The organism is Streptomyces sp. CT34, from assembly GCF_000805335.1.
In the GTDB taxonomy this organism is placed as follows: Bacteria; Actinomycetota; Actinomycetes; order Streptomycetales; family Streptomycetaceae; genus Streptomyces.
In genome coordinates this window covers 712,313-736,710 of sequence record NZ_KN708638.1, presented here as the reverse complement: position 1 = coordinate 736,710, position 24,398 = coordinate 712,313, and the positions used below count along the sequence as shown (strand labels likewise).

The following is a 24,398-nucleotide window of genomic DNA, read 5'->3' as shown; positions in this document are numbered from 1 at the left end:
GGCCTCCCCCCGCCGCGCCGCCGACACCGCCCTGGCGCGGGCCCGCACCCGGCGGATCGGCGGCAGCTTGCTCATCGACCAGCAGCTCACCAAGGTCGCCCTGGCCGATATGGACGTCCAACTCAACGCCGCCGCCCTGCTGGTGGCGCGGGCCGCCTGGGAGGCCGACCGCGGCGCCCCGCGCTTCGCCCGCCACTCCAACATCGCCAAGCTCCACGCCACCGAAGAGGCCCAGCGCATCGTCGACACCGCCGTCCAGCTCCTCGGGGCGTCGGGCGTCGTCAAGGACAGCGTCACCGAGCGCCTGTACCGGCAGATCCGCTCGCTGCGCATCTACGAGGGGACGTCGGAGGTCATGCGGCTGACCATCGCCGGCACCCTCGACATGCGGCGCGCGGACCGTGCCCGCCACGACGTCTGACGGAGCCGCCACCGGCCTCCGCCCCACCATGGCACCTTTCCCCACCACCACGGCACCTCCCTCCACGACCACCGTTTTCCCCACGACCACCGTTTCACCGTTCGACCGTTCCACCGAGCAAGGAGCCCCCGGGTGACCACAGTGATAGACGCGGTCCGACTGCCGGACCCGTACCCCTACTACGCGACGCTCGTGGCCGAGCGTCCGCTGGCCTTCGACGCGGTCCTGGGCGCCTGGGTGGCGTGCGACGCGGCGGCGGTGCGGGCCGTGCTGACCGCCGACTGCCTGCGGGTGCGCCCGGCGGTCGAACCGGTGCCCGGCGGGATCGTCGGAACCCCGGCCGGCGAGGTCTTCGGCGACCTGGTGCGGATGACCGACGGCCCGCTCCAGCAGCACCTGAAGTCCGTGGTCGTCGATGCGCTGGGCCACCTCGACCCGGCGCACACCGCCGGCCTCGCCGCCGAACGCACCCGTGAGTGCCTGGCGGCCGGCGGCCAACCGCCGTACGAGGAGCTGATGTTCGCCGTCCCGGCCCGCGTCGTGGCGGCGCTGTGCGGACTGGACCGGGGACTGGACGCCGAAGCCGCCCGGCTGACGGGCGACTTCGTCCAGTGCATCCCCGCCTCGGCCGGCCCGGAGCAGTACCGGGCGGCGTCCCGGGCCGCCGCCCGGCTCCGGGAACTGCTCGGCCCTGGCATCGAGAAGGGCGAGGACGGCACCGGGCTCCTCGCCGAGCTGGTGCGGGCCGCGCGGCGCGCCGCCTGGCCCCGTACGGCGGCCCTGCTGGCCAACGCGGTCGGCTTCCTGTCCCAGACGTTCGACGCCACCGCCGGACTGATCGGCAACTCCCTGCTGGCGCTGGCCCGCGGAGCCCAGGCACCCACCCGCGCCGCGGCCGAAGCGCTGGTCCGCGAGGTCGCACGGCACGACGCACCGGTCCAGAACACCCGCCGTTTCGCCGCCGGAGCCCTCCGCCACGGCGGCGCCGAGATCGCACCGGGCGAGCAGGTGCTGGTGGTGCTCGCCGCCGCCAACCGCGACCCGGCGGCCAACCCGGACCCGCACGCCTTCCGGCCCGGCCGGCCGGACCCCGCCGTCTTCACGTTCGGCGCCGCCGCCCACCGCTGTCCGGGGGAGTCCCTGGCCGTCACCGTGGCAGCCGCCGTCCTGACCGAACTGCTCGCCGCCGGCGCCGACTTGGCCAGGCTCCCCGCCGAGCCGGCCTACCGTCCGCTCGCCAACGCCCGCATCCCGGTGCTCTAGGGCCTTTCCGACCCTGACCCATCGGACAGACCACGGCCCGACCCGCCTGACAGACCCTGGCCACCGCACCGTCCACGACACCGTGCCGGCTGCCCGGTGACCACCGGCACGGCCGCCGCGACACCGAGCGGGCCGCCCCCTGCGGGGAACCGGCGGCCGGCTCGCGCGACGGCCGGCGGCGATCCCGCCCGGCCGGCCGCCCGCTCAACGGCCCGACCACCGCACCTCCGTACTTTCCCCTGCGCATCCCCTATCCGGCACGACCCGAGCCGGCGACCGCCGGCACCGCCCGAAGGAGAGGTCCGAACAATGGGGCACGAGCAAACCAGTCCCGGCACCGCGCATTACCGCTGCGTGGGAGTCGGCGTGGGACCGGCGAACCTGAGTCTGGCGTCACTGCTGCACGGCTACCCGGAGGTGGACAACCTCTTCATCGACCGCAAGGAGTCCTTCGGCTGGCACGACGGCCAGCAGATACCCGGGACCACCCTCCAGGTCTCCATGTTCAAGGACCTGGTCAGTCTCTCCGACCCCACGTCCCCGTTCTCGTTCCTGGCCTACCTGCACGACCAGGGGCGGGTCTACCACTTCCTCAACGCCCAGTTCGACGACGTGCCGCGGCTGGAGTTCCGCAACTACCTCGCCTGGGCCAGCCGCCGCAACAAGAACATCGTCTTCGGTGAGACGGTCCAGGAGATCGGCTTCCACGACGTCTTCACCGTCCGCACCGACCAGCGCACCGTCACCGCCGACAATGTCGTCATCGGCATCGGCAACCAGTCCTGGGTCCCGCCCCAGGGCCGTGACCACCTCGGCGCCACCCAGTTCCACGTCAACGACTTCGTGCACGCCGCCAAGGACCTCGGCGGCAAACGCGTCGTCGTGGTCGGCGGCGGACAGTCCGGCGCCGAGGCGTTCTCGGACCTGATCTCGCGCCCGGGAGCCGAACTGCCGCGCCGCGTCACATGGATATCCCGGCGCCGCAACTTCTTCCCGATAGACGACTCGCCGTTCACCAACGACTTCTACATGCCCTCCCACTCCGACTACTTCTACCGGCTGAGCCCCGAGGCGCGGGCCGCGTTCAACGACCGGCACGTCCTCAGCAGCGACGGCATCTCCGAGTCCACGCTGCGCGAGATCTACCAGCGGATCTACCTCCACCGCTTCGTGGACGGCAACCCCGACCTCGTCGAGCTGTACGCCAACCGCGAGGTGACCGGGGTCGAGGCCGGATCGGCCGGCGGCTGGGACATCGGCGTCCGCCACAACGACGAGCCCGATTCCCTGGAGCACCTCGACACCGACGTCATCGTCTGGGCCACCGGATTCCGGCCCGCCGCCATGGACTTCCTCGCCCCGATCGCGGACCGCCTGGAGCGCGACGGCGACGAACTGCGCATCGACGAGGACTTCGCGGTGCGCTGGGACGGCCCGGCCGACCGCAACATCTTCGTGCAGAACGCGGCCCGCGCCCAACGCGGCCTGGCCGACCCCAACCTCAGCCTGAACGCCTGGCGCAGCCAGCGCATCGCCGACCGGCTCCGCGGCGCCCGCAGCGTCGACCAGCTCGCGTCCTTCATCGAGTGGGGGACCAAGCCCCGCGTCAACGTGCCGTGGGGGGTGTGATGGCGACCCGGCGCACCGACTACGCGGTGATCGGGGCCGGCGTGCTCGGCTGCCAGATCACCCGCGAGATCCTCGCCCGCGCCCCGGAGGCCGACGTGGTCCTGGTCGAGCGGGACGCGATCGGCAGCGGCGCCACCCGGCGCTCGGCCGGCCTGCACTTCCCGCGCGGCGCCTCGCCGCGGGTCCGCCGCATGGCGGCGTACAGCCAGCGGTGGTACGCCGACCTCCGGGCGGCCCGCCCCGAAGTCCCCATCCACCGCCTGCCGATGACCGTCCTCGCCCCCGAACCGGACCGCATACGGCTGCTGCGCGCCTATCTGCCCGAGGCCAAGCTGCGGCCCGCCACCGAACTGCCCGCGGCCGTCCGGCAGTTACCCGAGGGCATGGCTGCCTGGGAAGGCGACGGCTGCCAGTACGCGGACGTCCACACGCTGACCCAGCTCCTCGCCCGCGACCTGCGCCGCGCCGCGGAGTTCCGCGAAGGGGTCGAGGTCACCGCGGTGACCCCCGAGGCGGACGGCGTCCGCCTGGCCCTCGGCACCGGCGACACCCTCGTCGCCGGGCACACCGTCCTCGCCCCCGGCCCCTGGCTCGCCGCCCCGGCCTGGCGCGACCTCCTCGCCCCGCTCGGCGCCCGGGTGAAGAAGGTGGTGGCCCTGCACATCGAAGTGCCGCCGGGCCCCGACGACCGTGCCATCGTCTTCCAGGAAGAGGACGCCTTCCTGCTGCCGTACCACGAGCGCGGCCACTGGCTGTTCAGCTACACCTGCCAGGAGTGGGACGTCGACCCCGACACCGTCCCCGCCGCCCTGACCCCCGCCGACCGGGACGCGGCGCTCGCCACGCTCCGCCGCTACGCCCCCCAACTGGTCGGGCACTGCGCCTCCGGCCGGGTCTTCTGCGACGCCTACGGACCCGACCACGAACCGCTGATCCGCGCGGTCACCGAGGACCGGCGGGTGGTCTTCGCCGGTGCCGCCAACGGTTCCGGATACCGGCTCGCCCCGGCCATGGCCGCGGCGGCCGTGGATCTCCTCCCCCTTCCGTCCCAGCGAAAGGACGCGGCGTGATCATCAACACCTACGACAGCACGGCCCTCTCCGAGGCGTTCGGCATCGACATGAGCAGCATCGAGGGCCTGGGCACCGGCGCCGGCTGGGGCCGGGTGGCCCCGGGCCGGGCCTCCGACAGCCACCAGCACGACGAGACCGAGATGTTCGTGATCGTCGCCGGCCGCGGCGAGTTCCGCATCGACGGACACCGCCACCCTGCCGCCCCCGGCACCGTGGCGCTCTTCGAGCCCTTCGAGTCCCACGTCCTGGAGAACACCGGCGAGGAGGACCTGATCTTCCTCACCCAGTACTGGCGGGACGCCGGGCGGGCCCTGGTCTCCGCACGGGACACCGGGCGCAAGACCTTCGGCAACCGCCCCGTCTTCGTCTTCTCCACCCCGCCCACCCCCAACGGCGACCTGCACCTCGGCCACCTCTCCGGCCCCTACCTCGGTGCCGACGCCTTCGTCCGCCACCAGCGGATGAACGGCACCGCCGCCTGGCACCTGACCGGCAGCGACGACTACCAGAGCTACGTCCCGGCCGCCGCCGCGGCCGAGGGCCGCGAACCGGCCGAGACCGCCGCCCACTACAGCGCCGAGATCGCAGCGACGCTCGCGCTGATGGACATCACCCCCGACCAGTACACCGTCACCAACAACGACCCGACCTACCGCCCCGGCCTGCGGGACTACTTCTCCCGCGTGGTCTCCTCCGGCACCGTACGGGCCACCGAGGCGGACGCCCTCTTCGACGCGGAGAGCGGCCAGTACCTCTACGAGGTGGACGTCAGGGGCGGCTGCCCCGGCTGCGGTTCGGGCACCAGCGGCAACATCTGCGAGGAGTGCGGCGAGCCCAACACCGTCACCGACCTCGCCGAACCGGTCTCCGCCCACTCGGCGGCCGCGCCCCGCCGCGCCCCCCTGGCCCGCTGGACCCTGCCGCTGCACACCCTCCGCGACGACATCGCCGCCCACCACCACCTCGGCCGCGTCCCGGCCCGGCTGCGGGAGCTCGCCGACCGCCTGTTCAGCCGCCCGGCCCTGGACATCCCCGTCAGCCACCCCGCCGGCTGGGGCGTCCCCCCGGCCGAGACGGACGTCGACGGCCAGGTCATCTGGGTGTGGCCGGAGATGTCCTACGGCTTCCTGCACGGCATCCAGTCACTCGGCGCCCGTCTGGGCGAGGACTGGCAGGCCGCCGCACCGGACCAGGACTGGAAGATCGTCCACTTCTTCGGCTACGACAACAGCTTCTACCACTCGGTGCTCTACCCGGCCCTGTACCGGCTCGCGTTCCCCGACTGGACCCCCGACATCGACTACCACGTCAACGAGTTCTACCTCCTCGAAGGCAGCAAGTTCTCCACCAGCCGGCGCCACGCGATCTGGGGCAAGGAGATCCTCGGCCCCGACTCCGTCGACGCGGTGCGCTACTTCCTGGCCGCCACCCGCCCCGAAGGCACCCGGACCAACTTCCAGCGCGCCGCCTACGAGACCACCCTCAACGACACCCTCATCGGGACCTGGCAGGACTGGCTGAACGACCTCGGCGCCCGGGTCGCCAAGCGCCACGACGGCACCGCCCCCGACGCCGGGAACTGGACCCCGGAGCACTCCGCCTTCCTCGGCCGGCTCGGCGCCCGGCTCGCCGCCGTCACCGGCGCCCTCAGCTCCGACGCCTTCTCCCTCAACCAGGCAGCCGCCGAACTGGACGGCATCGTCACCGACACCGTCCGCTTCACCCGCCAGGAAGCCCTGGTCGCCGAGACCCCCGGATGGGAGAACGAGGCCCGCACCGCCATCGCCCTGGAACTGGCCGCGGCCCGCCTCCTCGCCCACGCCGCCGCCCCCGTCATGCCCCGCTTCGCCACCCGGCTCGCCGAAGCCCTCGGCCTGCCGGAGCCGGCCGTCTGGCCGCAGACCGTCGAACTCGTCGCCCCCGGCAGCCGGATCGGCCTCGCCGACGCGGTGTTCTTCCGGCCCACCGCGGCGCCCGCACCCCGCCCCGCCCACGCCGGCCCACAGCTCGTGCCGTGGCTGAGCGGCCTGGTGCGCACCGTGCTCCAACTCCCCGACGACGAAGGGGTCTGCGACCGCAACCTCACCCAGTTGGGCACCAGTTCGCTCCAGGCCGTCACCCTCCAGTACCAGATCCTCGACGCCCTCGACGTGGACATCAGCGTCGAGGAACTCCTCGGCAGCCAGGACGTCGGCACGCTCGCCGCGACGATCGAGGAGCGCGCCGAGGACGCCGCACTGGCCGCCCTCGCCGAAGTGGAGGACCGATGAGCTACCGCGAAGTGCTGCGCGAGATAGAAAGCCGCGGCTTATCCGTCTCGCTGTCCGGCAACGACCTGCGGCTCCAAGGTGGCCGCGAGCGCATGGACCCCCAGTTCATCGCCCGCATCAAGAGCGTGAAGCAGGAGCTGATCGCCCACCTCGCCGAGGAGGAGCGGCACGGCCCGGGCTTCCCCCTCACCCCCTTGCAGCGCGCCTATCTGCTGGGCCGCAGCGGCATCTTCGAGATCGGCGACGTGGCCAGCCACGTCTACCACGAGATCGAAGGGGCATGGGACGTCGACCGGCTGGAGTCCGCGCTGGAAGCCGTCGTGGACGCGCACAGCGCGCTGCGCTCCCGCTTCGTCGGCGACGACCGCCAGGTCACCGAGTTCCGCCAGTACCGGCCCCGCATCCCCCGTCTCGACCTGCGCGGCGAGACCCCCGAGGAGCAGCAGCGGATCCGCCGCGACCTGCGCGCCGAACGCTCCCACCGGGTGCTCGCCGCCGACCACATGCCGCTGATCGCCGCCGAGGTCACCCTCCTCGCCGACGACCGGATGGTGCTCCACGTCAGCCACGACGGACTGGTCATGGACGGGATCAGCATGTTCCTGTTCTTCCGGGAATGGTGGCGCCGCTACCGCGAGGGCGCCGGCGAGGAGGCACCCGAGGAGCTGTCGTACGAGGAGTACGTGGCCGCCCTGGCGGCCGGCCGCGACCGGGCCCCGGCCCGCCGCTCGCGCGACTACTGGCTCTCCCGCATCGACGACCTCCCCCCGCACCCCGACCTGCCGCTGCGCACCAGCCCGGCGGCGCTCACCCGCACCCGCTTCTCGCAGCGCGCGGTGCGCCTGGGGGAGCAGGAGTGGACCGCCCTCAAGGAACGCGCCGCCTTCGCCGGCCTCACCCCCTCCGCGCTGCTGCTCGCCGCCTACGCCGAGACGCTCGCCACCTGGGGAGCCGGGCCGCGGTTCACCCTCAACACCACCGTCGCCAACCGCCCGCCCGTCCACCCGCGGATCTTCCAGGCCATCGGCAACTTCTCCGACACCCTGCTCGTCGAGGCCGAGGTCGACCGCGGCCGCAGCTTCGAGGAGCGCGCCCGCGCCCTGCAGACCCGGCTGCGCCGCGACCTGGACCACCGGCACTTCTCCGGCAGCGACGTCATGCAGGAACTGGCCCGGCGGCGCGGGGGAGTGGCGGGCGCCCGGATGCCGTTCACCTTCAACAGCGCCCTCGGCCTCGTCGGCGGCGAGGCCGACGGCTCCGCGCTGGAGTTGTTCGGACCGGAGGTCTTCACCGTCAGCCAGACCCCGCAGGTGTGGCTCAACGCCTTCGCGATGGAGCAGCACGGCGGCCTCGTCGTCCAACTCGACGGCGTGGACGAGCTGTTCCCCGACGGGCTGCTGGACGACCTCGCCCACGGCTACCGCACCCTCCTCGGCATCCTCGTCGACGAGGCCGCCTGGCAGCGCAACACCTTCGACCTGCTGCCCGCCGCCCAGCGCGAGCGGCGCCGCGAGGCCAACGACACCGCCACCCCGCTGCCGGAGGAGATGCTCGGCGACGCGTTCGCCGCGCAGGCCGAGCGCACCCCCGACGCACCCGCCCTGATCACCTCCGACCGACGCATCGGCTACGGCGAACTCCTGCGCCGCGCCGCCGCAGCCGCCCGCTGGCTGCGCGCGGGCGGCGTGGGCCGGGACGAACTGGTCGGCCTGGTCATGCACCGCGGCCCGGAACAGATCGTCGGCATCCTCGCCACCGTCCTGGCCGGCGGCGCCTACCTGCCCGTCGACGCGTCCCTGCCCGCCGAACGGCAGAAGTACATGCTGCGCGACGGCCGGGTGCGCAGGGTCCTGACCAACACCGACTGGCAGGACCCCGACGGCGAACGCGAGGTGCTGCGCCTGGACGTCATCCGACCCGCCGACACCGCCGCGGACCTCCCGCAACGGCTGCCCGGCTCCGCCCCCGACGACCTCGCCTACGTGCTCTACACCTCCGGTACCACGGGCGAGCCCAAGGGCGTCATGGTCAGCCACCGCAGCGTCGCCAACGTCGTCGCCGACTGCCACAAGCGGTTCGGCATCGCCCCCAGGGACCGGTTCTTCGCCATCAGCGCCTTCAACTTCGACCTGTCCGTCTGGGACGTCTTCGGCGCCCTGTCGGTCGGCGCGGCCCTGGTGATGCCCGACCGCGACAAGGCCGTCGACCCCGCCCACTGGCTGGAGCTGTGCCGCAGCGCCGGGGTGACGGTGTGGAACTCGGTACCCGCCATCGTGTCCCTGATGCACGATCAGGCCGTCGCCGACGCCACCACCCCGCCGGCGCTGCGCCTGGTCATGATGAGCGGCGACCGCATCCCGCCGGCCCTGCCGGACGCACTGCGCCGCCTCAAGCCCGACCTGGACGTCATCTCGCTGGGCGGCCCGACCGAGACGACGATCTGGAACATCCTGCACCCGGTGGCGCCCGAGGAGGACGGCAGCGAATCCATCCCCTACGGCCGCCCCAACGCCAACAACCGCGCCTACGTCCTGGACCGGGACGGCCTGGACTGTCCCGACTGGGTCACCGGCGAGATCTGCGCGGCCGGCACCGGACTGGCCCGCGGCTACTGGGGCGACAGCCGACGCACCGCGGAACGCTTCGTCCACGACGTCCGGCGCGGTGAACGCCTCTACCGCACCGGCGACCTGGGCCGCTACCTGCCCAGCGGCGACATCGCGATCCTGGGCCGCAGCGACTTCCAGATCAAGGTCAACGGCTACCGCATCGAGGCCGGCGAGGTCGAGACCCGGCTGGTCGCCCTCGACGCCATCGCCAAGGCCGTGGTCGCCGGCCGCCCGGGGGCCCGCGGCGACCGGCTGGTGGCCCACCTGGTGCCGGCCGGCGAGGCCCGGCCCGCGGTGGCCGAACTGCGCGAGGCCCTGCGCCGGGACCTGCCCGACTACATGGTGCCCACCGCCGTGGTCTGGCACGAGCACCTGCCGCTGACCAAGAACGGCAAGGTCGACCGGGCCCGACTCGCGGACCTCGCCGTCGAGGAGACCACCCCCGCCGCCGACGCCCCCAGCGGCGGCGAACCCACCACCGACACCGAAAAGGCCCTGGTCGACATCTGGTCCCGGGTGCTGCGCGGCACCCGGGTCGGCCTCGACGACAGCCTGGGCGCCCTCGGCGGCGACTCCATCGCCGCCGCCCGCATCCTGACCGCCGTCCGCAAGCGCTTCGGGGTCACCATCCCGCTCGACGTGTTCGCGGACATGGACACCGTCCGGGCCATGGCCGCGGCCCTGACCACGGGCGAGGAGGCACCGTGAGCGACCACCCCACGATCGACCACTCCACCGTCAACCACCTCGTATCCACCGCGCCGCTCGGCGGGCAGATCTCCTTCGCCCGCCTCGACGGCACCGAAACCCTCGGCCTTCCGGACCTGTACGAACGCGCCGGCCGCCTCGCCCGGCGGCTGCGCGCCCGCGGCATCGGTCCCGGCGACCGGATCGGCATCCTGGCCGCCAACTGCCTGGAATGGGTGCTGCTCGACCTCGCCGCGCTGCGCCTGAAGGCGGAGACCGCCGGCTTCGAACCCGGCAAGTTCGACCCCGACGACGGGCTCATCAGCCGCTACGACGTCACCCTCCTCTTCACCGACCGGCCCGCCGACGACCCCCGGGCCGTGCCGATCGGCGAGGTCCGCGCCCTCGTCGAAGACCCGGAGGACCCCGGCACCGAGCCGCTGCCCCCCGTCCACTGGGCGCCGCGCGAGGTCACCACCGTCAAGTTCACCTCCGGCAGCACCGGCACCCCCAAGGGCCTCGGCGCCACCGTTGGCAGCATCGACAGCTCGCTGGCCGCGGTCCAGGAGATCTTCGAACACAAGCCGGGGGACGACCTGTTCGTCTTCCTGCCGCTGTCCCTGCTCCAGCAGCGCTACTGGGTCTACTCGGCGCTCGTCCACGGCCACGACGTCACCATCAGCACCTACGAGGCCGCCTTCGCCGCACTGCGCCGCACCCGGCCGACCGTCGTCATGGGCGTCCCCGCCTTCTTCGAAACGGCCAGGCGGCAGATCGAGGCACGGGTGCGCCGCGCGGACGGTACCCGGACCGTCCCGGAGGCGGCACGCCGGATGTTCGGCGACCGCATCCGCTACCTGTGGACCGGATCCGCCCCCGCCGACGCCACCACGCTCCGGTTCTTCACCGAGGCCGGCCTGCCGATCTACGAGGGCTACGGGCTCAACGAGACCTGCATCGTCACCAAGAACCACCCCGGCGCCAACCGGGCGGGCAGCGTCGGACAGGTGCTGCCCGGCAAGCAGGTGCTGCTGGACGAGGACGGCGTCATCACCGTCCGCAGCGACCACCCCGTCAACGACCACTACGCGTATGCGGCCCCCGGCGACTCCGAGCGGATCTTCGGCCCCGACGGCACCGTACGCACCGGCGACCTCGGCCATCTCGACGCGGACGGCTTCCTCTTCATCCGCGGACGCGCCGACGACGTCATCGTCCTCGACAACGGCAAGAAGGTCATCGTCCGGCCCATCGAGGAGAGCATGCGCACCAGCCCGGCCATCGCCGAGTGCGTGCTCTACTGCCCCGCCCAGACCGAGCTGGTCGCCGTCGTCTCACCCGCCTCGGTGCCCGCGGACCGGGACGCCATCGCCGCCCAACTCTCCCAAACCAACGCCTCGTTGGCCGCCGACGAGCGGATCAGCCGGGTCGTCGTCGCCACCACTCCGTTCAGTATCGACAACGGTCTGCTCACCTCGCAGTACAAGCCCAAGCGCCAGCAGATCCTCGCCGCCCACAGGGCCGGGATCCACGACAGCAAGGAAGGCATCCATGCGGTCTGACATCGAGAACGCCACCCGGGAACACCTCTCCGCGGTACTCAACCCGCCCGTCGCCCCCGACGCCCTCGACCTCGACGCCGACATGGCCGGCATCTACGGCCTGACCTCCCTCAACAAGGTCCTCTTCCTCACCGAGGTGTGCGAGGCCACCGACACCGATCTCGCGAACTTCACCGAGCACGACCTCGCCGAGATGCGCACCCTGCGCAGCGTCGCCGAGTCCCTGACCCGACACACCAACAAGGCGGCTTGACCATGGCCTGGGCACAGAACGCAGCAGCGGTCCTGGAGAACACACACCTCCTGGTGCGACCGGTCACCGAAGCGGACCGCGAGCCCGTCCGAGCGGTCGCCATGGACCCCGACATCTGGCGCTACTTCGTCTCCGCGGTGGAGACCGACGCCGACTTCGAGAAGTTCTTCGACGCCTGCCTCGCCGACCAGGCGGCCGGCCGGCGCGTCGTCTTCATCATCACCGACAAGTCCAGCGGCCGGGTCGCGGGCAGCATGAGCTACGGCAACATGGCCGAGGCCGACGCCCGGCTGGAGATCGGCTGGTCGTGGCTGGGCCGCGACTTCCGCGGCCAGGGCATCAACCGCTGGGCGAAGTACCTCCTGCTGGAGCACGCCTTCGAGCAACTCAACGCGGAACGCGTCGAGTTCAAGACCGACATCCTCAACACCCAGGCCCGCCGCGGCCTGCGCAACATCGGAGCCGTCGAGGAAGGCACCCTGCGCAGCTTCAACTTCATGCCCGGCGGACGCCGCCGCGACGCCATCTTCTACAGCGTCCTGCGCGCCGAATGGCCGCGGGTCAAGCAGGAGCTGGCCACCAAGCCGAAGGTCACCCAGCTGGACGCCGTCGGATGACCGGGGGCGGGGGCATCCCACTCGTCCGCGCGTCCGGCGACCCCTACGCCGTCGGCCGCGCCCACGGCGAGGCCCTCGCCGGTCCGCTGCGCACCTTCCTCGACGACTCGCTCTGCCGCCTGAACAAGGTTCTGCAGGAGCCGGTCACCTGGGAGGGGCTGCTGCCGTCGATCGCCGCCTACCGGGCGGCGGTCGCGGCGGCCCTGCCGGACCAGGCAGCGGAGGTCGCGGGGCTCGCGGCGGGCGCCGGGATCACCCAGGACGAGGCATGGCTGCTGCAACTGCGCCGCGAGATCATGGGCTATCGCCGGATCCCGACCGCCGGCGACTGCACCACCTACGCCCGCACCGGGCACACCGTCCCGGTCCTCTCCCAAACCGTCGACCTCAACGGCAACCTGGACGACTACCTCGGCGTCCTGGAGATCGCCCGCACCGGTTCACCCCGCCGCTCGCTGGTCCTCAGCTTCGGCGGCCTGCTCGGCTACCTCGGCCTGAACAGCGACGGCCTCGCCGTGGGCCTCAATCTGGTCCTGGGCGGTGACTGGCGCCCCGGCGTACCGCCCTACCTCGCCATCCGCCACGTGCTGGACACCGCACACGACGTCACCGAGGGCCTGGAGATCCTGCGCACCCTCCCGCTCGCCAGCTCCCGGACGATCGTGCTGTGCGACCGGCAGCGAGCGGTATGCGTCGAGATCCTCGGCGACGACCTCCGCGTCATCGAGCCGGACGACCCGGCCCGATCCCACGTCGCGCACACCAACCACTTCCTGCACCCCGACTTCGCACCGGGCGACGAGATCAACGTCTTCGCCCGCAACTCCTCGGTGCGCAGACTGAAGGCGGCCACCGCCGGCCTGGACGAACTGCCGCCCGGCGCCGGCGCGGAGGAACACTTCGCCCTCATGGCACAGCCCCCCATCTGCGTCCCCGACCGGGGCGACATCCGCGCCGAGCGCACCGTGGCGGCCGTCGTCATGTTCCCCGACCGCGGCGAACTCCACGTACGCCCCGGCGACCCGTCACTGTCCCGGACCCAGACCTTCCGCCTGTAGGGGAGGACAGGAGCACGGACCTGTTGGGGAGGACAGGGTAAGGGAAAGGAAGGAGGGGCAAGGAAGGGAGGACCGGAAGACCTGGCCGCGCATCCACCCGTTCCACCCGTTCCACCCGTTCCACCCGTACCGCGGTGCGGCGCCGCGGTACGGGTGGAACGGGTGGATGCGGGACCGGCCATGGCGGTACCGCGTCGGAGGTGGCACCCCGAGTGTCCCGGTTGGGGGGTGGCTCAAGACCCAACTCCCTGGCCCCGCACCCACCATCCGTGATCCCGGACCGGACCGCCCGGCTGGGAGGCGTCCGCACCCACCATCTGTGGCGCCGGAATGAAACTCCCGGAGGATCTGCGCGGCACCGTCAACCAGTCGAGCAAGCGGGCCAAGGTGAGGGCCCTTTCGTGTTGCCTGTGGGGTTCGGCACGATCTTGGCGGACTCCCTCCCGAGCCGACAGGATCGCCGTGTTGAGGCCGTGGCGGTGACTGGGATTCCGCATGTGTGGTTGCGGGCGTGTCACCATGGTGTGCGCGACCGTGTTCGAGGGCACTGGGCGAGCAACGCCCGGAAAACTGTGGAGGTTTGGGGAGCGGCATGAAAGACGTTCTGGTCACCGGCGCCAGCAAGGGCATCGGGTTGGCGGTTTCTCGGCGGTTGGCGGAGGCGGGGTACGGGGTCGTCGGTGTGGCGCGGAGTGCGCCCGAGGGTGAGTTCCCCGGCACGTTCCTGCGGTGCGATCTGTCCGATGTCGAGGACACCGCGCGCATGCTCAAGGAGGCGACCCGGGGGCGTACGGTGTGCCGGGTGGTCAACAACGCGGGTATCGCCCAGCCTCAGCCCATCGAGGACCTGGACTTGGCGGTCATGCAGCAGGTGGTGGACCTGAACCTGCGTGCTTCGGTTCAGATCGTCCAGGCGCTGGTGCCGGGTATGCGTGCGGAGCGGTTCGGTCGGATCGTGAACATCACCTCGCGGGCGACGTATGGGGCCAAGGACCGTACGTCCTATGCGGCGGCCAAGAGCGCGCTGGTGGGGTGCACGCGGTCGTGGGCGTTGGAGTTGGCCCCGGATGGCATCACGTCCAACGCGGTGTCGCCCGGCCCGACGGCGACGGAGTTGTTCCGTCGTGCGCGGCCGGTCGGCAGCGAGGGCGAGCGAAGGGCGATTGCGTCGATTCCGATGGGGCGTCTGGGCACCCCCGACGACGTCGCCGCGGCTGTGGCGTTCTTGCTGTCGGACGAGGCGGGGTTCATTACCGGCCACGTTCTCGACGTCGATGGCGGGAGCAGCCTGGGCGGACGCTGACAGAACGCGTCACGCCCCACCGCGTGCGGGCGTCGCGACCGCACCACGCACAGGGCGTCATCGAGGATCGTCTCCCGGTGCGGCCGGTGCACGGTTGACCGCGAGCAGCGCCATGTCATCGCTGATGCGGCCACCGGTGTGGTGATTCACGTCGGAGAGCAGGGCGTCGAGCAGTGCATCCGGCCCGGGAAACTCGCGCCCGGTCAGCCTGGTTGCCGGGTCGTAGAAGTCCCCGGCGCGGTTTCGCGCCTCGTTCAGGCCGTCGGTGTACAGCAGGAGAGTGGCCCCTGAGGGGAAGGGCACCGTGTCGGTCCGCTGCCGGCCGGCGGACAGCTCCGCCAGACCCAGGGGAAGGGCCGGCTCGGACGGCTCCGCGCTGCGTACCCGGCCGGCGTGCAGCAACAGCGGCGCGGGGTGGCCGCGATTGACCAGCCGCACTTCGTCGTCGCCGGGCGGGATCTCGACGAGCACGCCGGTGACGAACCCCTCGATCCGCTCGGGCCCCGTACGCCGCTCTCTCTCCCGCAGCAGTGCCCGCTCCAGCCGGGCCGCGAGCCCCACGAGTGTCGGTTCCTCCTCGACGGCCTCCCGGAACGCCCCCATGGCCACCGCCACCACCCTGACCGCGTTCAGGCCCTTGCCCCGTACGTCGCCGACCAGACAGCGCACACCGTACGGAGTGTCCTGCGCGCCGTAGAAGTCGCCACCGATCTGTGCGTCCTTCACAGCTGCCTGATAACGCACCGCGATCCGCAGCGGTCCGATCGAGGCCGGTGGCTGCGGCAACACGGCGCGCTGCGCGGCCAGTGCGATCCTGCGTGCGGATTGCAGCCGTACGTAGCTGTAGTACATGAGGCGGTTGACGACGACGGCGAGGACCGAGACGGTCGCGACCGCCGCCAGTTCGCTCAGCCCGCCGGAACCCGGCAGAAACCCGAAGTGAGTGAGCAGCGCGATGTCGGTGGCACAGGCTCCGATGCCCGCCAGGACGGTCGCGCGCAGTGACAGCAGTGCGGCAGCGGTCATCGGCGCGGCCGTGTAGAAGGCTTCCGCACTGACATGCGGCGGGGTGGCGTAGTCGAACAGGGCACCTCCGGCCAGCAGAAGGACGGGGAGCAGCTGAAGGTGGCGCAGACACCAGCGTCCCACGGTGGCGCGCACCACGCTCAGCGCCTTCACGTCCCCGCTCCCGCTCTGTCGCGCTGTACCACACCTCAAGCATCCTCGGGCCGGATGACGCCTGCCAGTCGTGAGCGCGCGGCAGGGGGTGCCCGGCGGTGACGACACCGGCAGCGTCGACCGGGGCGCGTAACCGAGGTTCCGGCGGAAACGTGCTCAGGGCAAGGTGCGTACGTGGTGCGCCGAGCCGATCGCAGCGAAGACGCGGCAGGCACCCGCCGCGGGCGTGGCACGTCCAGACAGCCGTGCGCCGGCGAGCCGCTTGCCGGGCCCGCTCTGGCGTCCTGACATCCGAGGAAAAGCGGAACGACGTTCCGGTACGGATCCGGAACGTCGTTCCGTCTTCAGCTGCGCACCATCGAGATCTACACCACGATGACCGAGGACGACCTCACCAGGCGGGTGACCACGGCGTTCGGGCTCCGTCCCGGCGGCCTGCCGGGCCGATGACCGATCTACGTGAGCTCACGTCAGGGGCCGGGCCGGCAGGCTTACTCGCGCACTAAGGCCGCTCTCGACCACTACGAAAAGTCATGGCGGCCGGTCGTCGCGGACCGACAGCGCACCGCGCGGAACGCCGCCCGCTGGTCGTCCCCAACTCCGCCTGACAACTCCACGTCCGCCGCGCGGTGCTCAAGGCGACAAGCCTCCCGGCCATCAACCGCTACGTCGGAAAGACCCGCGCGGGAAAGCCGAGCAGCCTGCCCCTTTGAGCAGCTCGGCCGGCTGCCCCGTTGACCAGCTCGGCCGGCCGACGGGACCATCCCCACCACAGCGGCACCCACTGCGATCGCCTTCCGGAGCCCGGCAAACCCGGGATCCGGCAACCCCTGGATCTGGCAAACCCGGGATCTGGCAAGCCCTGGCTTCTCAACTCCCATGCGGGGAGGTACAAATCATCGTTCGCGACGCAGGAAGTCGCGGGCGCCGCGCAGTGTGGTGCGCAAGGTGCGTTGTGTCCGCGTGCTGTCCAAGCGGACGTCCAGCGCCCCTGGGGAACCGGTGCCGGCGCGGCTGCCGGCGGTCAGCATGGCGGCGTCCAGCTCATCGCGGTCGGCTACCAGGAGACCGAGTTCATGACGGCTGATGGCATCGGAACCGGCGAGGTGGCACACGCCGGTGTGGTCGGAGACGGTCAGCTCAAGAAGGGCCCGGGCGAGGTCGGCTACGTGGACGGGGCACCGGATTTCATCGGTGAACAGCACGCCACGTCGTCGCCCGGCGGCCAGCTCGTGGATGAATGCCTCGTGCACGGAGCCACCGTCGCCGATGATCAGCGAGGTGCGAGCGATGACGGTGGTCGGGGCGAACAGGCGGATCGCGGTTTCGGCCGCGGCCTTCGCAGCCCCGTACGGGGTGATGGGATCCGGCGTGGCGGATTCGTCGTAGTGGACGTCGGCGCCGGAGAAGACGGCGTCGCTGGATACGTGCACCAGCCGGGATCCGTGCTGAGTGGCCGCCAGAGCGAGGCGGATCGCGCCGTCGGCCGTTGTTGCCCAGTCGGTCTTGCGGTACGCCGCATTGATGACGGCGTCCGGCTGCGTTTCCGCGAGGGCCGCTGCGATCTCGGCGCTGTGACGCAGGTCCATGGGCAGCCGGCGGACCCCGGGGATGTCGCCGGCGCGGGTCGCGAAGGTCGCCGTCACGGCGTGCCCGGCAGCCCATGCCTGCCGAGTCAACTCCCGGCCCAGAAAGCCGCTTCCGCCTACGATGAGGATGTTCACGATCCGCCACGTTACGGACCCGTGCGGCGCCACGTGCGGCTTGCCAGGGGATTTTCGCCAACGGAGACCGGTGGGACCCCGATCCCGGTACGAGTCCCGGTCTGAGCCTCTCGCGGAACCCTCCCCACCGACCCAGCTGCCCCTCGTCGGATTCGGCGTCGGCCTCGTCTCCACTCGCCGTGGGGTGCGCCCGCGGAGGCCACTCGGAGCGTACTGCCGGCCACCGGACCGCCACGTGGCAGGGTGGGGGTATGTGCGGCCGATACGTCTCCACCCGCCGCCCGCAGGATCTTGCGGGCGTGTTCGACGTCACCTCCTGGGACCCCGCCCAGGAGCTCGCCCCGAGCTGGAACGTGGCTCCGACCGATGACGTGTGGTCGGTCCTCGAACGCGTCGAGCGCGACACCGGCGAGATCACCCGGCAGCTGCGACCGCTGCGCTGGGGCCTGGTGCCGTCCTGGGCGAAGAGCCTGAACGTCGGCGCCAAGATGATCAATGCCAGGGTCGAAACCGTCGCGGAGAAGCCGGCCTACCGTCGGGCGTTCGCAAAGCGCCGCTGCCTCCTGCCCGCCGACGGCTTCTACGAATGGCAGGCCATCGCGGCAACCGAGACGACCAAGGCCCGCAAGCAGCCGTACTTCATCAGCCCCGAGGACGGCCGGGTCATGGCGCTCGCCGGCCTGTACGAGTACTGGCGCGACCCCGACGTGTCTGACGACGACGCCCCCGGGGCGTGGTGGATGACCTGCACGATCATCACGACCGAAGCCACCGACGCCGCCGGACACGTCCACCCCCGCATGCCGCTGGCCATCGCCCCTGCCGACTGGAACGCCTGGCTCGACCCCGACCACCACGACGCCGACGAACTCCGCGCCCTGCTGGCAGCCCCCGCTGCCGGCCACCTGAATTCCCGAGCGGTGTCCACCGCAGTCAACAACGTACGCAACAACGGCCCTCACCTCCTGGACGCCGCAGACGACGACCACGTCTGACGCCGGCCGGCAGCGAAGGCGCCGCCGAGCAGACGACCGAGACCATGCGCGATATGCGCGCTCAGCGTGTCGCGAGGTCCATGATGCGCTGAATCAGGTCGGGGTAGGCCCAGCCGGCCCCGTTTGCCGCGAGCGGCAGCAGGCTCGTCGCCGTCAGGCCCGGAAGCGCGTTGACTTCGATGCACATGGGTTCGCCGTGGGAATCGCAACGGAAGTCGGTGCGTGAGTACGCGTCACCGCCGAAGCCGAGATCCTGGTGCGCACGCAGGGACAACTCCTGTAGCCGGGCAGTGAAGTTGGCCGGCGCCCGCGCCGGGCACACTTCGCTCACCGCCCCGGGCTGATACTTGGCCGTGTAGTCGAACACCGCCGTCGTCAGCTCGATCTCGACCACCGGGAGCACCTGGCCACCGACCACGCCCACGGTGAACTCCCGCCCCGAAAGGAACGGTTCCACCATCAGCGCCCCATCACCGGACCGGGCCTCGGCCGCAACCTGCGTCAGCTGAGCGAGCGAGTCGACACGGCAGACCGACACACTCGAACCGCCCGCGACCGGCTTGACCACCACCGGCCCATCGGTCACCAGCCGCTTCACATCCGGTGGCACCTCGCCCGCCTCGGGCCGCCACAGGACCCGCTCGACCACCGGCACACCGGCCGCACCCACCACCGCTTGCGCCCGCCCCTTGTGCCACGCCGCCGAGCAGGCACCGCTGCCCGCACCGGTGAACCGCACGCCCGCCATCTCCAGCAGCGCCTGGACATGCCCGTCCTCGCCCCAGCCGCCGTGCAACGCGAGGAACACCAACTCGGCGTCGCGCAGCAGCTCCAGGACCGGTCCGCCGGTCAGCGCGGCGTGCATGCGCCGCCTCGACTCATGCCGTGCCGAGAGGGACGGTGGTTCCTTCCCCACCGCGAACTCGGCGACCGCGTCACCGGGATGCAGCGGCCCGGCCAACACCGGCACCTCGGCAGCCGGGTCGACCAGCACCACCTCATGCCGTAGATCAAGCAACGCCCGGGCCACCGACCGGCCCGAGGCCAGGGAGACATCTCGTTCGGGGCTCTCCCCACCACACAAGATCACCACACGCATGCCTGCCCCCTTCGCTCCATTCCCGCCGGTGTTGCGCACGCTCCCGTACCCGGGCCGGCGTCGACCGGCCGGCTCGGCCGCATTGGGCAACGATCAATTGACCTTGTGACCGGTCGGTTCATGACGCCGGACTCAAGACCATCAAGCTCTCCGGGTTCGGGAGCGACGCGAAGCCGACCTTCGCGTAGACCTCGTGCGCGTCGCGAGTGGCGAGCAGAACGCGCTTGAGCTTGTAGGGCGCGAGGTGATCGCGCACGGCGCCGGCCATCCAGGTTCCAAGACCCTTGCCGCGGTGTGCAGGAGCGACATAGACGTCGCACAGCCAGGCGAAGGTTGCCCGGTCGGTGACGACGCGCGCGTAAGCGACTTGGGAGCCGGCGGTGTCATAGATGCCGAAGTTCACCGAGCCGCGTATCGACTGCTCGACGGTTTCCCGGCTGCGTTCCAGTGCCCAGTACGCATCGGTCGAGAGCCAGCGGTGCACCAGGGCGACATCGAGCCGGTCCGGGTCCGTGGAGAGCGCGTATCCATCTTCCCTGTTTCTGGTCATGGGGAAGCAGCGTAGCGAGAGCACTTTGTTTTTCCAAGCATTAACTTTGAAAAACAAAGTAGTTCCCGGGTGTGTGGCGGAGCAACGGGCGGCCCGACGGCCGGCCCGTCACGACGACCTGCTACGTCACTTCGCTACACCGCAGTGGCGGTGCGCGACCGTCAGCGTGCCGAATCGCAGGGTGCCCGCGTCCTCGTACGAGTCGACCGTACGAGGACGGGGCGCGCCGGATCGCAGGGCAGCAACGAGCCAGTCCTGCCGGCCAGTTGGCCCATTGGCCCATCAGCCCATGCTCTTGGCGCCGTCCAGGGACTCGCGGATGATGTCGGCGTGGCCGGCGTGCTGCGCGGTCTCGGCGATGATGTGCATCACCACCCGACGCGCGGTCCAGTGCGCCCCGGCTTCGAACCACGGGGCCTTCGGCAGCGGCTGGGCGGCGTTCAGGTCGGGCAGGGTTGTCACCAACTCATCGGTGCGGCTGGCTACTTCCTCGTAGTCGGCAAGCACGCCGGCCAGCGTCTCGGTGGGCAGCAGTCGGAAATCGTCGGCTCGACGGGCCCAGTCGGCCTCCGTCATGGCGGTGAAGTCACCCATCGCGGAGGGGCCCTCCAGGATGAAGTTCACCCAGTTCCGCTCGACCGAGGCGACGTGCTTGATCAGACCGCCCAGGCACAGCTCGCTGGCCGTGGTCCGCTGCCGGGCCTGGTCGTCGGTGAGATCGCGGGTGGTGAAGCGCAGGAAGCGCCGCTGGTGGGCCAGCAACTCCAGCAGGTCGGCACGCTCGCCGGCGGCGGCCGGAGCGTTGGCCAGGTCGCGGTTGGTGGACTCCGTGCCGGTGATGTTCTCGCTCATGGTCTCCGTCTTCCCTTGAATCCGTGCCGCCGGTGTCTCTGTTCCGTCGGTCGGGTATCACGTTAGGAGCCATAGCGGTCACTTTCTGACCTAATTCCGGGGAGAATCAGGAGCATGGCAAATACCAGTACCCGGACATTGCGATTGCTGTCCCTGCTTCAGACCCACCGGTACTGGCCAGGCACCGAGCTGGCCGGGCGACTGGGGATCTCGGTCCGCACCCTTCGGCGGGACATCGACCGGCTGCGCGAGCTGGGATATCCGGTCGAGGCGCAGCGCGGCGTCGAGGGCGGCTACCAGCTCGCCGCGGGCGCGGCACTGCCGCCGCTGGTGATCGACGACGAGGAGGCGGTGGCCCTGGCGGTGGGGTTGCAGACCGCCGCCCAGGGCGCGGTGGAGGGCATCGCCGAGTCCTCGGTCCGGGTGCTGGCCAAGGTGGTGCAGGTGATGCCGGCCCGGCTGCGGCGCCGGGTGGAGAGTCTGCGCACGATGACCGAGCCCGCCGACTGGGGCACGGCGGCCGGGGCGGACGTCGACCCGGCCGTCCTCACCACGATTGCCTTGGCCTGCCGGGACACCGAGCAACTCCGCTTCTCCTACACGGCCGCCGACGACCGGAACACCGACCGGCACGTCGAACCCCATCGCCTGGTCCGTCTTGGCCGGCGCTGGTACCTGGTCGCCTACGACCTCACCCGGCACGACTGGCGCACCTTCCGGGTCGACCGGCTCACCGCACCGCACAGCACCGGCTCCCGGTTCCGGCTTCGCGACCTGCCGGCCGCCGACGCCGCCGAATTCGTCCGCGCCCGCCTGAGCAACGTGCCCCGCCCGTACCGCGTGGAGGTCCTGGTCGACGCCCCGGCCGCGACCGTGCGGGAACGGATCGGCCGGTGGGGAACGATCGAGGAAGTTGACGCCGGGCACTGCCGCGTACGCATGACCGCCGACTCCCTGGACTGGCCGGCCATGGCAATGGGCGTGCTCGGCGCGGACTTCCACGTGCTGCACCCGCCCGAACTGCTCGACCGGATCCGCGACTGGGGTACCCGGTTCAACCGCGCGTCGCGCCGGCGCACCGGTGGCTAGGGCTGGCTGCTGCGGGACCGCCCCGATCCCGGGTGGCGTGGTCACCTGCGGTACCACCGTTGCCAACAACCGTCTCGCTGCGCTGAATTGACAGTGGACGATCCACAACGATGCCGTAGGCTCAGGCGATGACGGACACGTACACGGCCACGGATACGGATGCGGATACGCGCGGTGACTTGCGCCCCCCAGGGCTCAACGCGGACGAGAAGACGACGTTGCCGGCCTTCCTCGACTACTTGCGCGATGCCGTCGCGGCCAAGACGGTCGGCGTCACGGAAGAGCAGGCCCGCAAGCCCGGGGTGGACTCCGGAACGAGCCTGCTGGGGCTGGTGAAGCACCTGACGTCGGTCGAGCTCAACTGGTTCGAGTGGGCGTACGCCGGCAAGCGGACCGACCGGTGGGATGACGCGGCGCCGATCGCCGATGGCGAGACGGTTGACGAGGTGGTGGACGGCTATCGTGCCGCGGTCGTCAGAAGCAACGAGATCGCCGCAGCATGCGAGGACTTGAACCGTCCCGGAGCGCGCTCGCTGCGCGAGACGCCGCCCCCGTCGATGCGCTGGGTCCTGGTGCACATGATCGAGGAAACCGCCAGGCACGCCGGCCACGCCGATATTCTGCGCGAGCAGTTGGACGGCAGCACGGGTCGATGATCCCTCGGTGCGGAGGTCCGGCAACCGAAGCCGTACCGAAGGGCCGGACTTCCGTACGGGGACGTTGGCACTGCCTGCGGTTGCCGCTCCGACCGCCCAGGGACGTCAGCCGCGGGCCGGGTACGTCAGCCGCGGACCGATGGGAGCGGTCGGGTAGCCGTTCCTGAAAGCGGGCGTCTACGCCGATGCACTCGCGGCCTGTTCCGTTGCGCTCCGGGGCGCCTTCTCGCGGCGCGGGAGCAGCAGCGGGGTGGCCAGGAGGAGGACTCCGGCGAGTGCGATCGCGGTGCGGGGGCTCGTGACGGCGGCAAGCAGACCCCACACGGCGGTCATCGCCGCGATGCTGGTGCTGCTGCTGACCGACCACGCGGACAGCGTGCGGGCGACCCGGTCGGGGGCGGTGTGGTCGAGCCGGTAGGTGGCCAGCACGGGAGCGAACACACCGCAGCAGGTCACCAGGCCGAATTGGACGGCGATGATCAGTACCATCCCGGGGACGCCGGGCCGGACGAACGCCAATCCGACAGGCCAGCACGCGCGCAGCGCCCCGACGGCGACCATCACCCGGTGCTGCCCGAACCGCGTCACGAGCCGGGGCGCCAGGCGCGAGCCGACGAGACCGCCGACGCAAGGGACCGCGAACACGAGACCGTACTGCCAGGGCGCGAACCCGAGGCGGCCCAGCAGGAGTACGGCGAGCAGCGGCTCGGCGGCCATGATCAGGCCGTTGACGATGATCGAGTTGAAGAACAGCGGGCGGAGCGTGGGGTGGGTGAGGATGTGGCGCCACCCTTCGAGCAGGGCACCGGCGCGCAGCCGCGGGGCACCGGTCCGTGCGGGGCGCGGCTCGCTCCCGCCGATGGCGCGGATGCCCAGCGCCGACAGCAGATAGCTGACCGCATCGGCCACCACGGTCGTCACCGGGCCGAACAGTCCGATCGCGGCCCCGCCGAGCGGTGGTCCGACCACGGTCGCGGTCCACGTCGTGGACTCGAACCGGCCATTGGCGACGAGCAGGTCCTCGGGCGGCACGAGCGCCTTCAGATGCGCACCGCTGGCCGCCTTGAAGGCGATGTCGGCCGCGGCGACGACGACGGAGACAACGAGCAGTTGCGCGAAGCTGAGCAGGCCGCACGCGAACGCTGCGGGGACGCTCAGCAACGCCGCGAAGCGGGTCAGGTCCATCGCCACCATGACCGGCCGCTTGCGGTGGAACTCCACCCACGGACCGAGCGGCACCGCCACCACGGCCCCCACCGCCCGTCCCGCGGCGGACAGCGCCGCCACCTGGGTCGGCCCGCAGTGCAGCACGAGGACCGCGATCAGCGGAAACGCACCGAAACCGAGCCCGGTGCCGTACGCGCTGACCGCATACGCCGCCCACAACCGCCGGAACCGCCGCCCCAGCGCCCGCCTACCCGCCATACCCCACGCGCCTCTCGCCGCTCCGAACAACCGCTCACCGACCACCGGCATCAAAGCGACTGGCAGACGCCCGGATCAAACAAC

The 24,398-nt window shown here is 71.4% G+C and carries 20 protein-coding genes; 14 read left to right on the top strand and 6 right to left on the bottom strand.

Annotated features, from left to right (window positions below):
- From RZ84_RS40490 to RZ84_RS03180, 11 genes are all read left to right on the top strand, one after another.
- Positions 1-421: acyl-CoA dehydrogenase family protein (locus RZ84_RS40490; RefSeq protein ID WP_241777537.1), on the top strand; the 421-nt coding region annotated here is incomplete at its 5' end.
- A 132-nt stretch (positions 422-553) separates the two neighbouring features.
- Complete coding sequence (locus RZ84_RS03225; RefSeq protein WP_043263014.1) at positions 554-1,684, top strand: cytochrome P450; 1,131 nt, start codon at positions 554-556, stop codon at positions 1,682-1,684.
- Between the two features lie 309 nt (positions 1,685-1,993).
- A complete protein-coding gene (locus RZ84_RS03220) occupies positions 1,994-3,313 on the top strand; it encodes a lysine N(6)-hydroxylase/L-ornithine N(5)-oxygenase family protein (protein ID WP_043263013.1) in 1,320 nt (439 codons plus the stop codon).
- On the top strand, positions 3,313-4,383 hold the full coding sequence (locus RZ84_RS03215) for an NAD(P)/FAD-dependent oxidoreductase (RefSeq protein ID WP_043263012.1): 1,071 nt from the start codon (positions 3,313-3,315) through the stop codon (positions 4,381-4,383). The genes RZ84_RS03220 and RZ84_RS03215 overlap by 1 nt, the downstream gene beginning before the upstream one ends.
- The gene (locus RZ84_RS03210; protein WP_052229745.1) at positions 4,380-6,656 is read left to right on the top strand and encodes a class I tRNA ligase family protein; all 2,277 of its coding nucleotides are present in this window, start codon (positions 4,380-4,382) and stop codon (positions 6,654-6,656) included. Before RZ84_RS03215 ends, RZ84_RS03210 begins: the two co-directional genes overlap by 4 nt.
- On the top strand, positions 6,653-9,973 hold the full coding sequence (locus RZ84_RS03205; protein WP_043263011.1) for a non-ribosomal peptide synthetase: 3,321 nt from the start codon (positions 6,653-6,655) through the stop codon (positions 9,971-9,973). Before RZ84_RS03210 ends, RZ84_RS03205 begins: the two co-directional genes overlap by 4 nt.
- 14 nt (positions 9,974-9,987) lie before the next feature.
- Positions 9,988-11,514 carry an AMP-binding protein gene (locus RZ84_RS03200; RefSeq protein WP_043269002.1) on the top strand — a complete coding sequence of 509 codons (1,527 nt, stop codon included), beginning with the start codon at positions 9,988-9,990 and terminating at the stop codon, positions 11,512-11,514.
- Positions 11,504-11,767 carry a hypothetical protein gene (locus RZ84_RS03195; RefSeq protein WP_043263010.1) on the top strand — a complete coding sequence of 88 codons (264 nt, stop codon included), beginning with the start codon at positions 11,504-11,506 and terminating at the stop codon, positions 11,765-11,767. Before RZ84_RS03200 ends, RZ84_RS03195 begins: the two co-directional genes overlap by 11 nt.
- Positions 11,768-11,769: 2 nt before the next feature.
- Positions 11,770-12,384, top strand: coding sequence for a GNAT family N-acetyltransferase (locus tag RZ84_RS03190; protein ID WP_043263009.1), 615 nt, complete (start codon positions 11,770-11,772; stop codon positions 12,382-12,384).
- Entirely contained in the window at positions 12,381-13,442 is a 1,062-nt protein-coding gene (locus RZ84_RS03185) for a C45 family autoproteolytic acyltransferase/hydolase (RefSeq protein WP_043263008.1), read from the top strand. Before RZ84_RS03190 ends, RZ84_RS03185 begins: the two co-directional genes overlap by 4 nt.
- 592 nt (positions 13,443-14,034) lie before the next feature.
- The gene (locus RZ84_RS03180) at positions 14,035-14,745 is read left to right on the top strand and encodes an SDR family oxidoreductase (RefSeq protein ID WP_043263007.1); all 711 of its coding nucleotides are present in this window, start codon (positions 14,035-14,037) and stop codon (positions 14,743-14,745) included.
- A gap of 57 nt (positions 14,746-14,802) precedes the next feature.
- On the opposite strand, the gene RZ84_RS03175 is transcribed toward RZ84_RS03180, so the two are convergent.
- Positions 14,803-15,924, bottom strand: coding sequence for a PP2C family protein-serine/threonine phosphatase (locus RZ84_RS03175; protein WP_078893543.1), 1,122 nt, complete (start codon positions 15,922-15,924; stop codon positions 14,803-14,805).
- A gap of 896 nt (positions 15,925-16,820) precedes the next feature.
- A complete protein-coding gene (locus RZ84_RS03170) occupies positions 16,821-17,648 on the bottom strand; it encodes an SDR family oxidoreductase (RefSeq protein WP_043263006.1) in 828 nt (275 codons plus the stop codon).
- A gap of 251 nt (positions 17,649-17,899) precedes the next feature.
- On the opposite strand from RZ84_RS03170, the gene RZ84_RS03165 reads away from it, so the two are divergent.
- On the top strand, positions 17,900-18,643 hold the full coding sequence (locus tag RZ84_RS03165; RefSeq protein ID WP_043263005.1) for an SOS response-associated peptidase: 744 nt from the start codon (positions 17,900-17,902) through the stop codon (positions 18,641-18,643).
- 61 nt (positions 18,644-18,704) lie between these two features.
- Here the strand turns inward: RZ84_RS03165 and RZ84_RS03160 are convergent, their stop codons facing one another.
- From RZ84_RS03160 to RZ84_RS03150, 3 genes are all read right to left on the bottom strand, one after another.
- A complete protein-coding gene (locus RZ84_RS03160) occupies positions 18,705-19,781 on the bottom strand; it encodes a D-alanine--D-alanine ligase family protein (RefSeq protein ID WP_241777535.1) in 1,077 nt (358 codons plus the stop codon).
- Positions 19,782-19,860: 79 nt separating this feature from the next.
- The gene (locus RZ84_RS03155; protein WP_043263003.1) at positions 19,861-20,292 is read right to left on the bottom strand and encodes a GNAT family N-acetyltransferase; all 432 of its coding nucleotides are present in this window, start codon (positions 20,290-20,292) and stop codon (positions 19,861-19,863) included.
- 282 nt (positions 20,293-20,574) lie between these two features.
- The gene (locus tag RZ84_RS03150; RefSeq protein WP_052229744.1) at positions 20,575-21,144 is read right to left on the bottom strand and encodes a DinB family protein; all 570 of its coding nucleotides are present in this window, start codon (positions 21,142-21,144) and stop codon (positions 20,575-20,577) included.
- 114 nt (positions 21,145-21,258) lie between these two features.
- Here RZ84_RS03150 and RZ84_RS03145 point away from each other — a divergent pair, with 114 nt between their 5' ends.
- Together RZ84_RS03145 and RZ84_RS03140 are read left to right on the top strand one after the other, a co-directional pair.
- Positions 21,259-22,233 carry a helix-turn-helix transcriptional regulator gene (locus RZ84_RS03145; protein ID WP_043263002.1) on the top strand — a complete coding sequence of 325 codons (975 nt, stop codon included), beginning with the start codon at positions 21,259-21,261 and terminating at the stop codon, positions 22,231-22,233.
- 128 nt (positions 22,234-22,361) lie between these two features.
- A complete protein-coding gene (locus tag RZ84_RS03140) occupies positions 22,362-22,889 on the top strand; it encodes a DinB family protein (protein ID WP_043263001.1) in 528 nt (175 codons plus the stop codon).
- A 177-nt stretch (positions 22,890-23,066) separates the two neighbouring features.
- On the opposite strand, the gene RZ84_RS03135 is transcribed toward RZ84_RS03140, so the two are convergent.
- A complete protein-coding gene (locus tag RZ84_RS03135; RefSeq protein WP_043263000.1) occupies positions 23,067-24,314 on the bottom strand; it encodes an MFS transporter in 1,248 nt (415 codons plus the stop codon).
- Between the last annotated feature and the right edge of the window lie 84 nt (positions 24,315-24,398).

Coding starts and splice junctions, on each gene's coding strand:
- RZ84_RS03220 (WP_043263013.1), top strand. CDS start 1,994: ATGGGGCACGAGCAAACCAGTCCCGGCACCGCGCATTACCGCTGCGTG.
- RZ84_RS03215 (WP_043263012.1), top strand. CDS start 3,313: ATGGCGACCCGGCGCACCGACTACGCGGTGATCGGGGCCGGCGTGCTC.
- RZ84_RS03205 (WP_043263011.1), top strand. CDS start 6,653: ATGAGCTACCGCGAAGTGCTGCGCGAGATAGAAAGCCGCGGCTTATCC.
- RZ84_RS03195 (WP_043263010.1), top strand. CDS start 11,504: ATGCGGTCTGACATCGAGAACGCCACCCGGGAACACCTCTCCGCGGTA.
- RZ84_RS03190 (WP_043263009.1), top strand. CDS start 11,770: ATGGCCTGGGCACAGAACGCAGCAGCGGTCCTGGAGAACACACACCTC.
- RZ84_RS03185 (WP_043263008.1), top strand. CDS start 12,381: ATGACCGGGGGCGGGGGCATCCCACTCGTCCGCGCGTCCGGCGACCCC.
- RZ84_RS03180 (WP_043263007.1), top strand. CDS start 14,035: ATGAAAGACGTTCTGGTCACCGGCGCCAGCAAGGGCATCGGGTTGGCG.
- RZ84_RS03165 (WP_043263005.1), top strand. CDS start 17,900: ATGTGCGGCCGATACGTCTCCACCCGCCGCCCGCAGGATCTTGCGGGC.
- RZ84_RS03155 (WP_043263003.1), bottom strand. CDS start 20,292: ATGACCAGAAACAGGGAAGATGGATACGCGCTCTCCACGGACCCGGAC.
- RZ84_RS03150 (WP_052229744.1), bottom strand. CDS start 21,144: ATGAGCGAGAACATCACCGGCACGGAGTCCACCAACCGCGACCTGGCC.
- RZ84_RS03145 (WP_043263002.1), top strand. CDS start 21,259: ATGGCAAATACCAGTACCCGGACATTGCGATTGCTGTCCCTGCTTCAG.
- RZ84_RS03140 (WP_043263001.1), top strand. CDS start 22,362: ATGACGGACACGTACACGGCCACGGATACGGATGCGGATACGCGCGGT.
- RZ84_RS03135 (WP_043263000.1), bottom strand. CDS start 24,314: ATGGCGGGTAGGCGGGCGCTGGGGCGGCGGTTCCGGCGGTTGTGGGCG.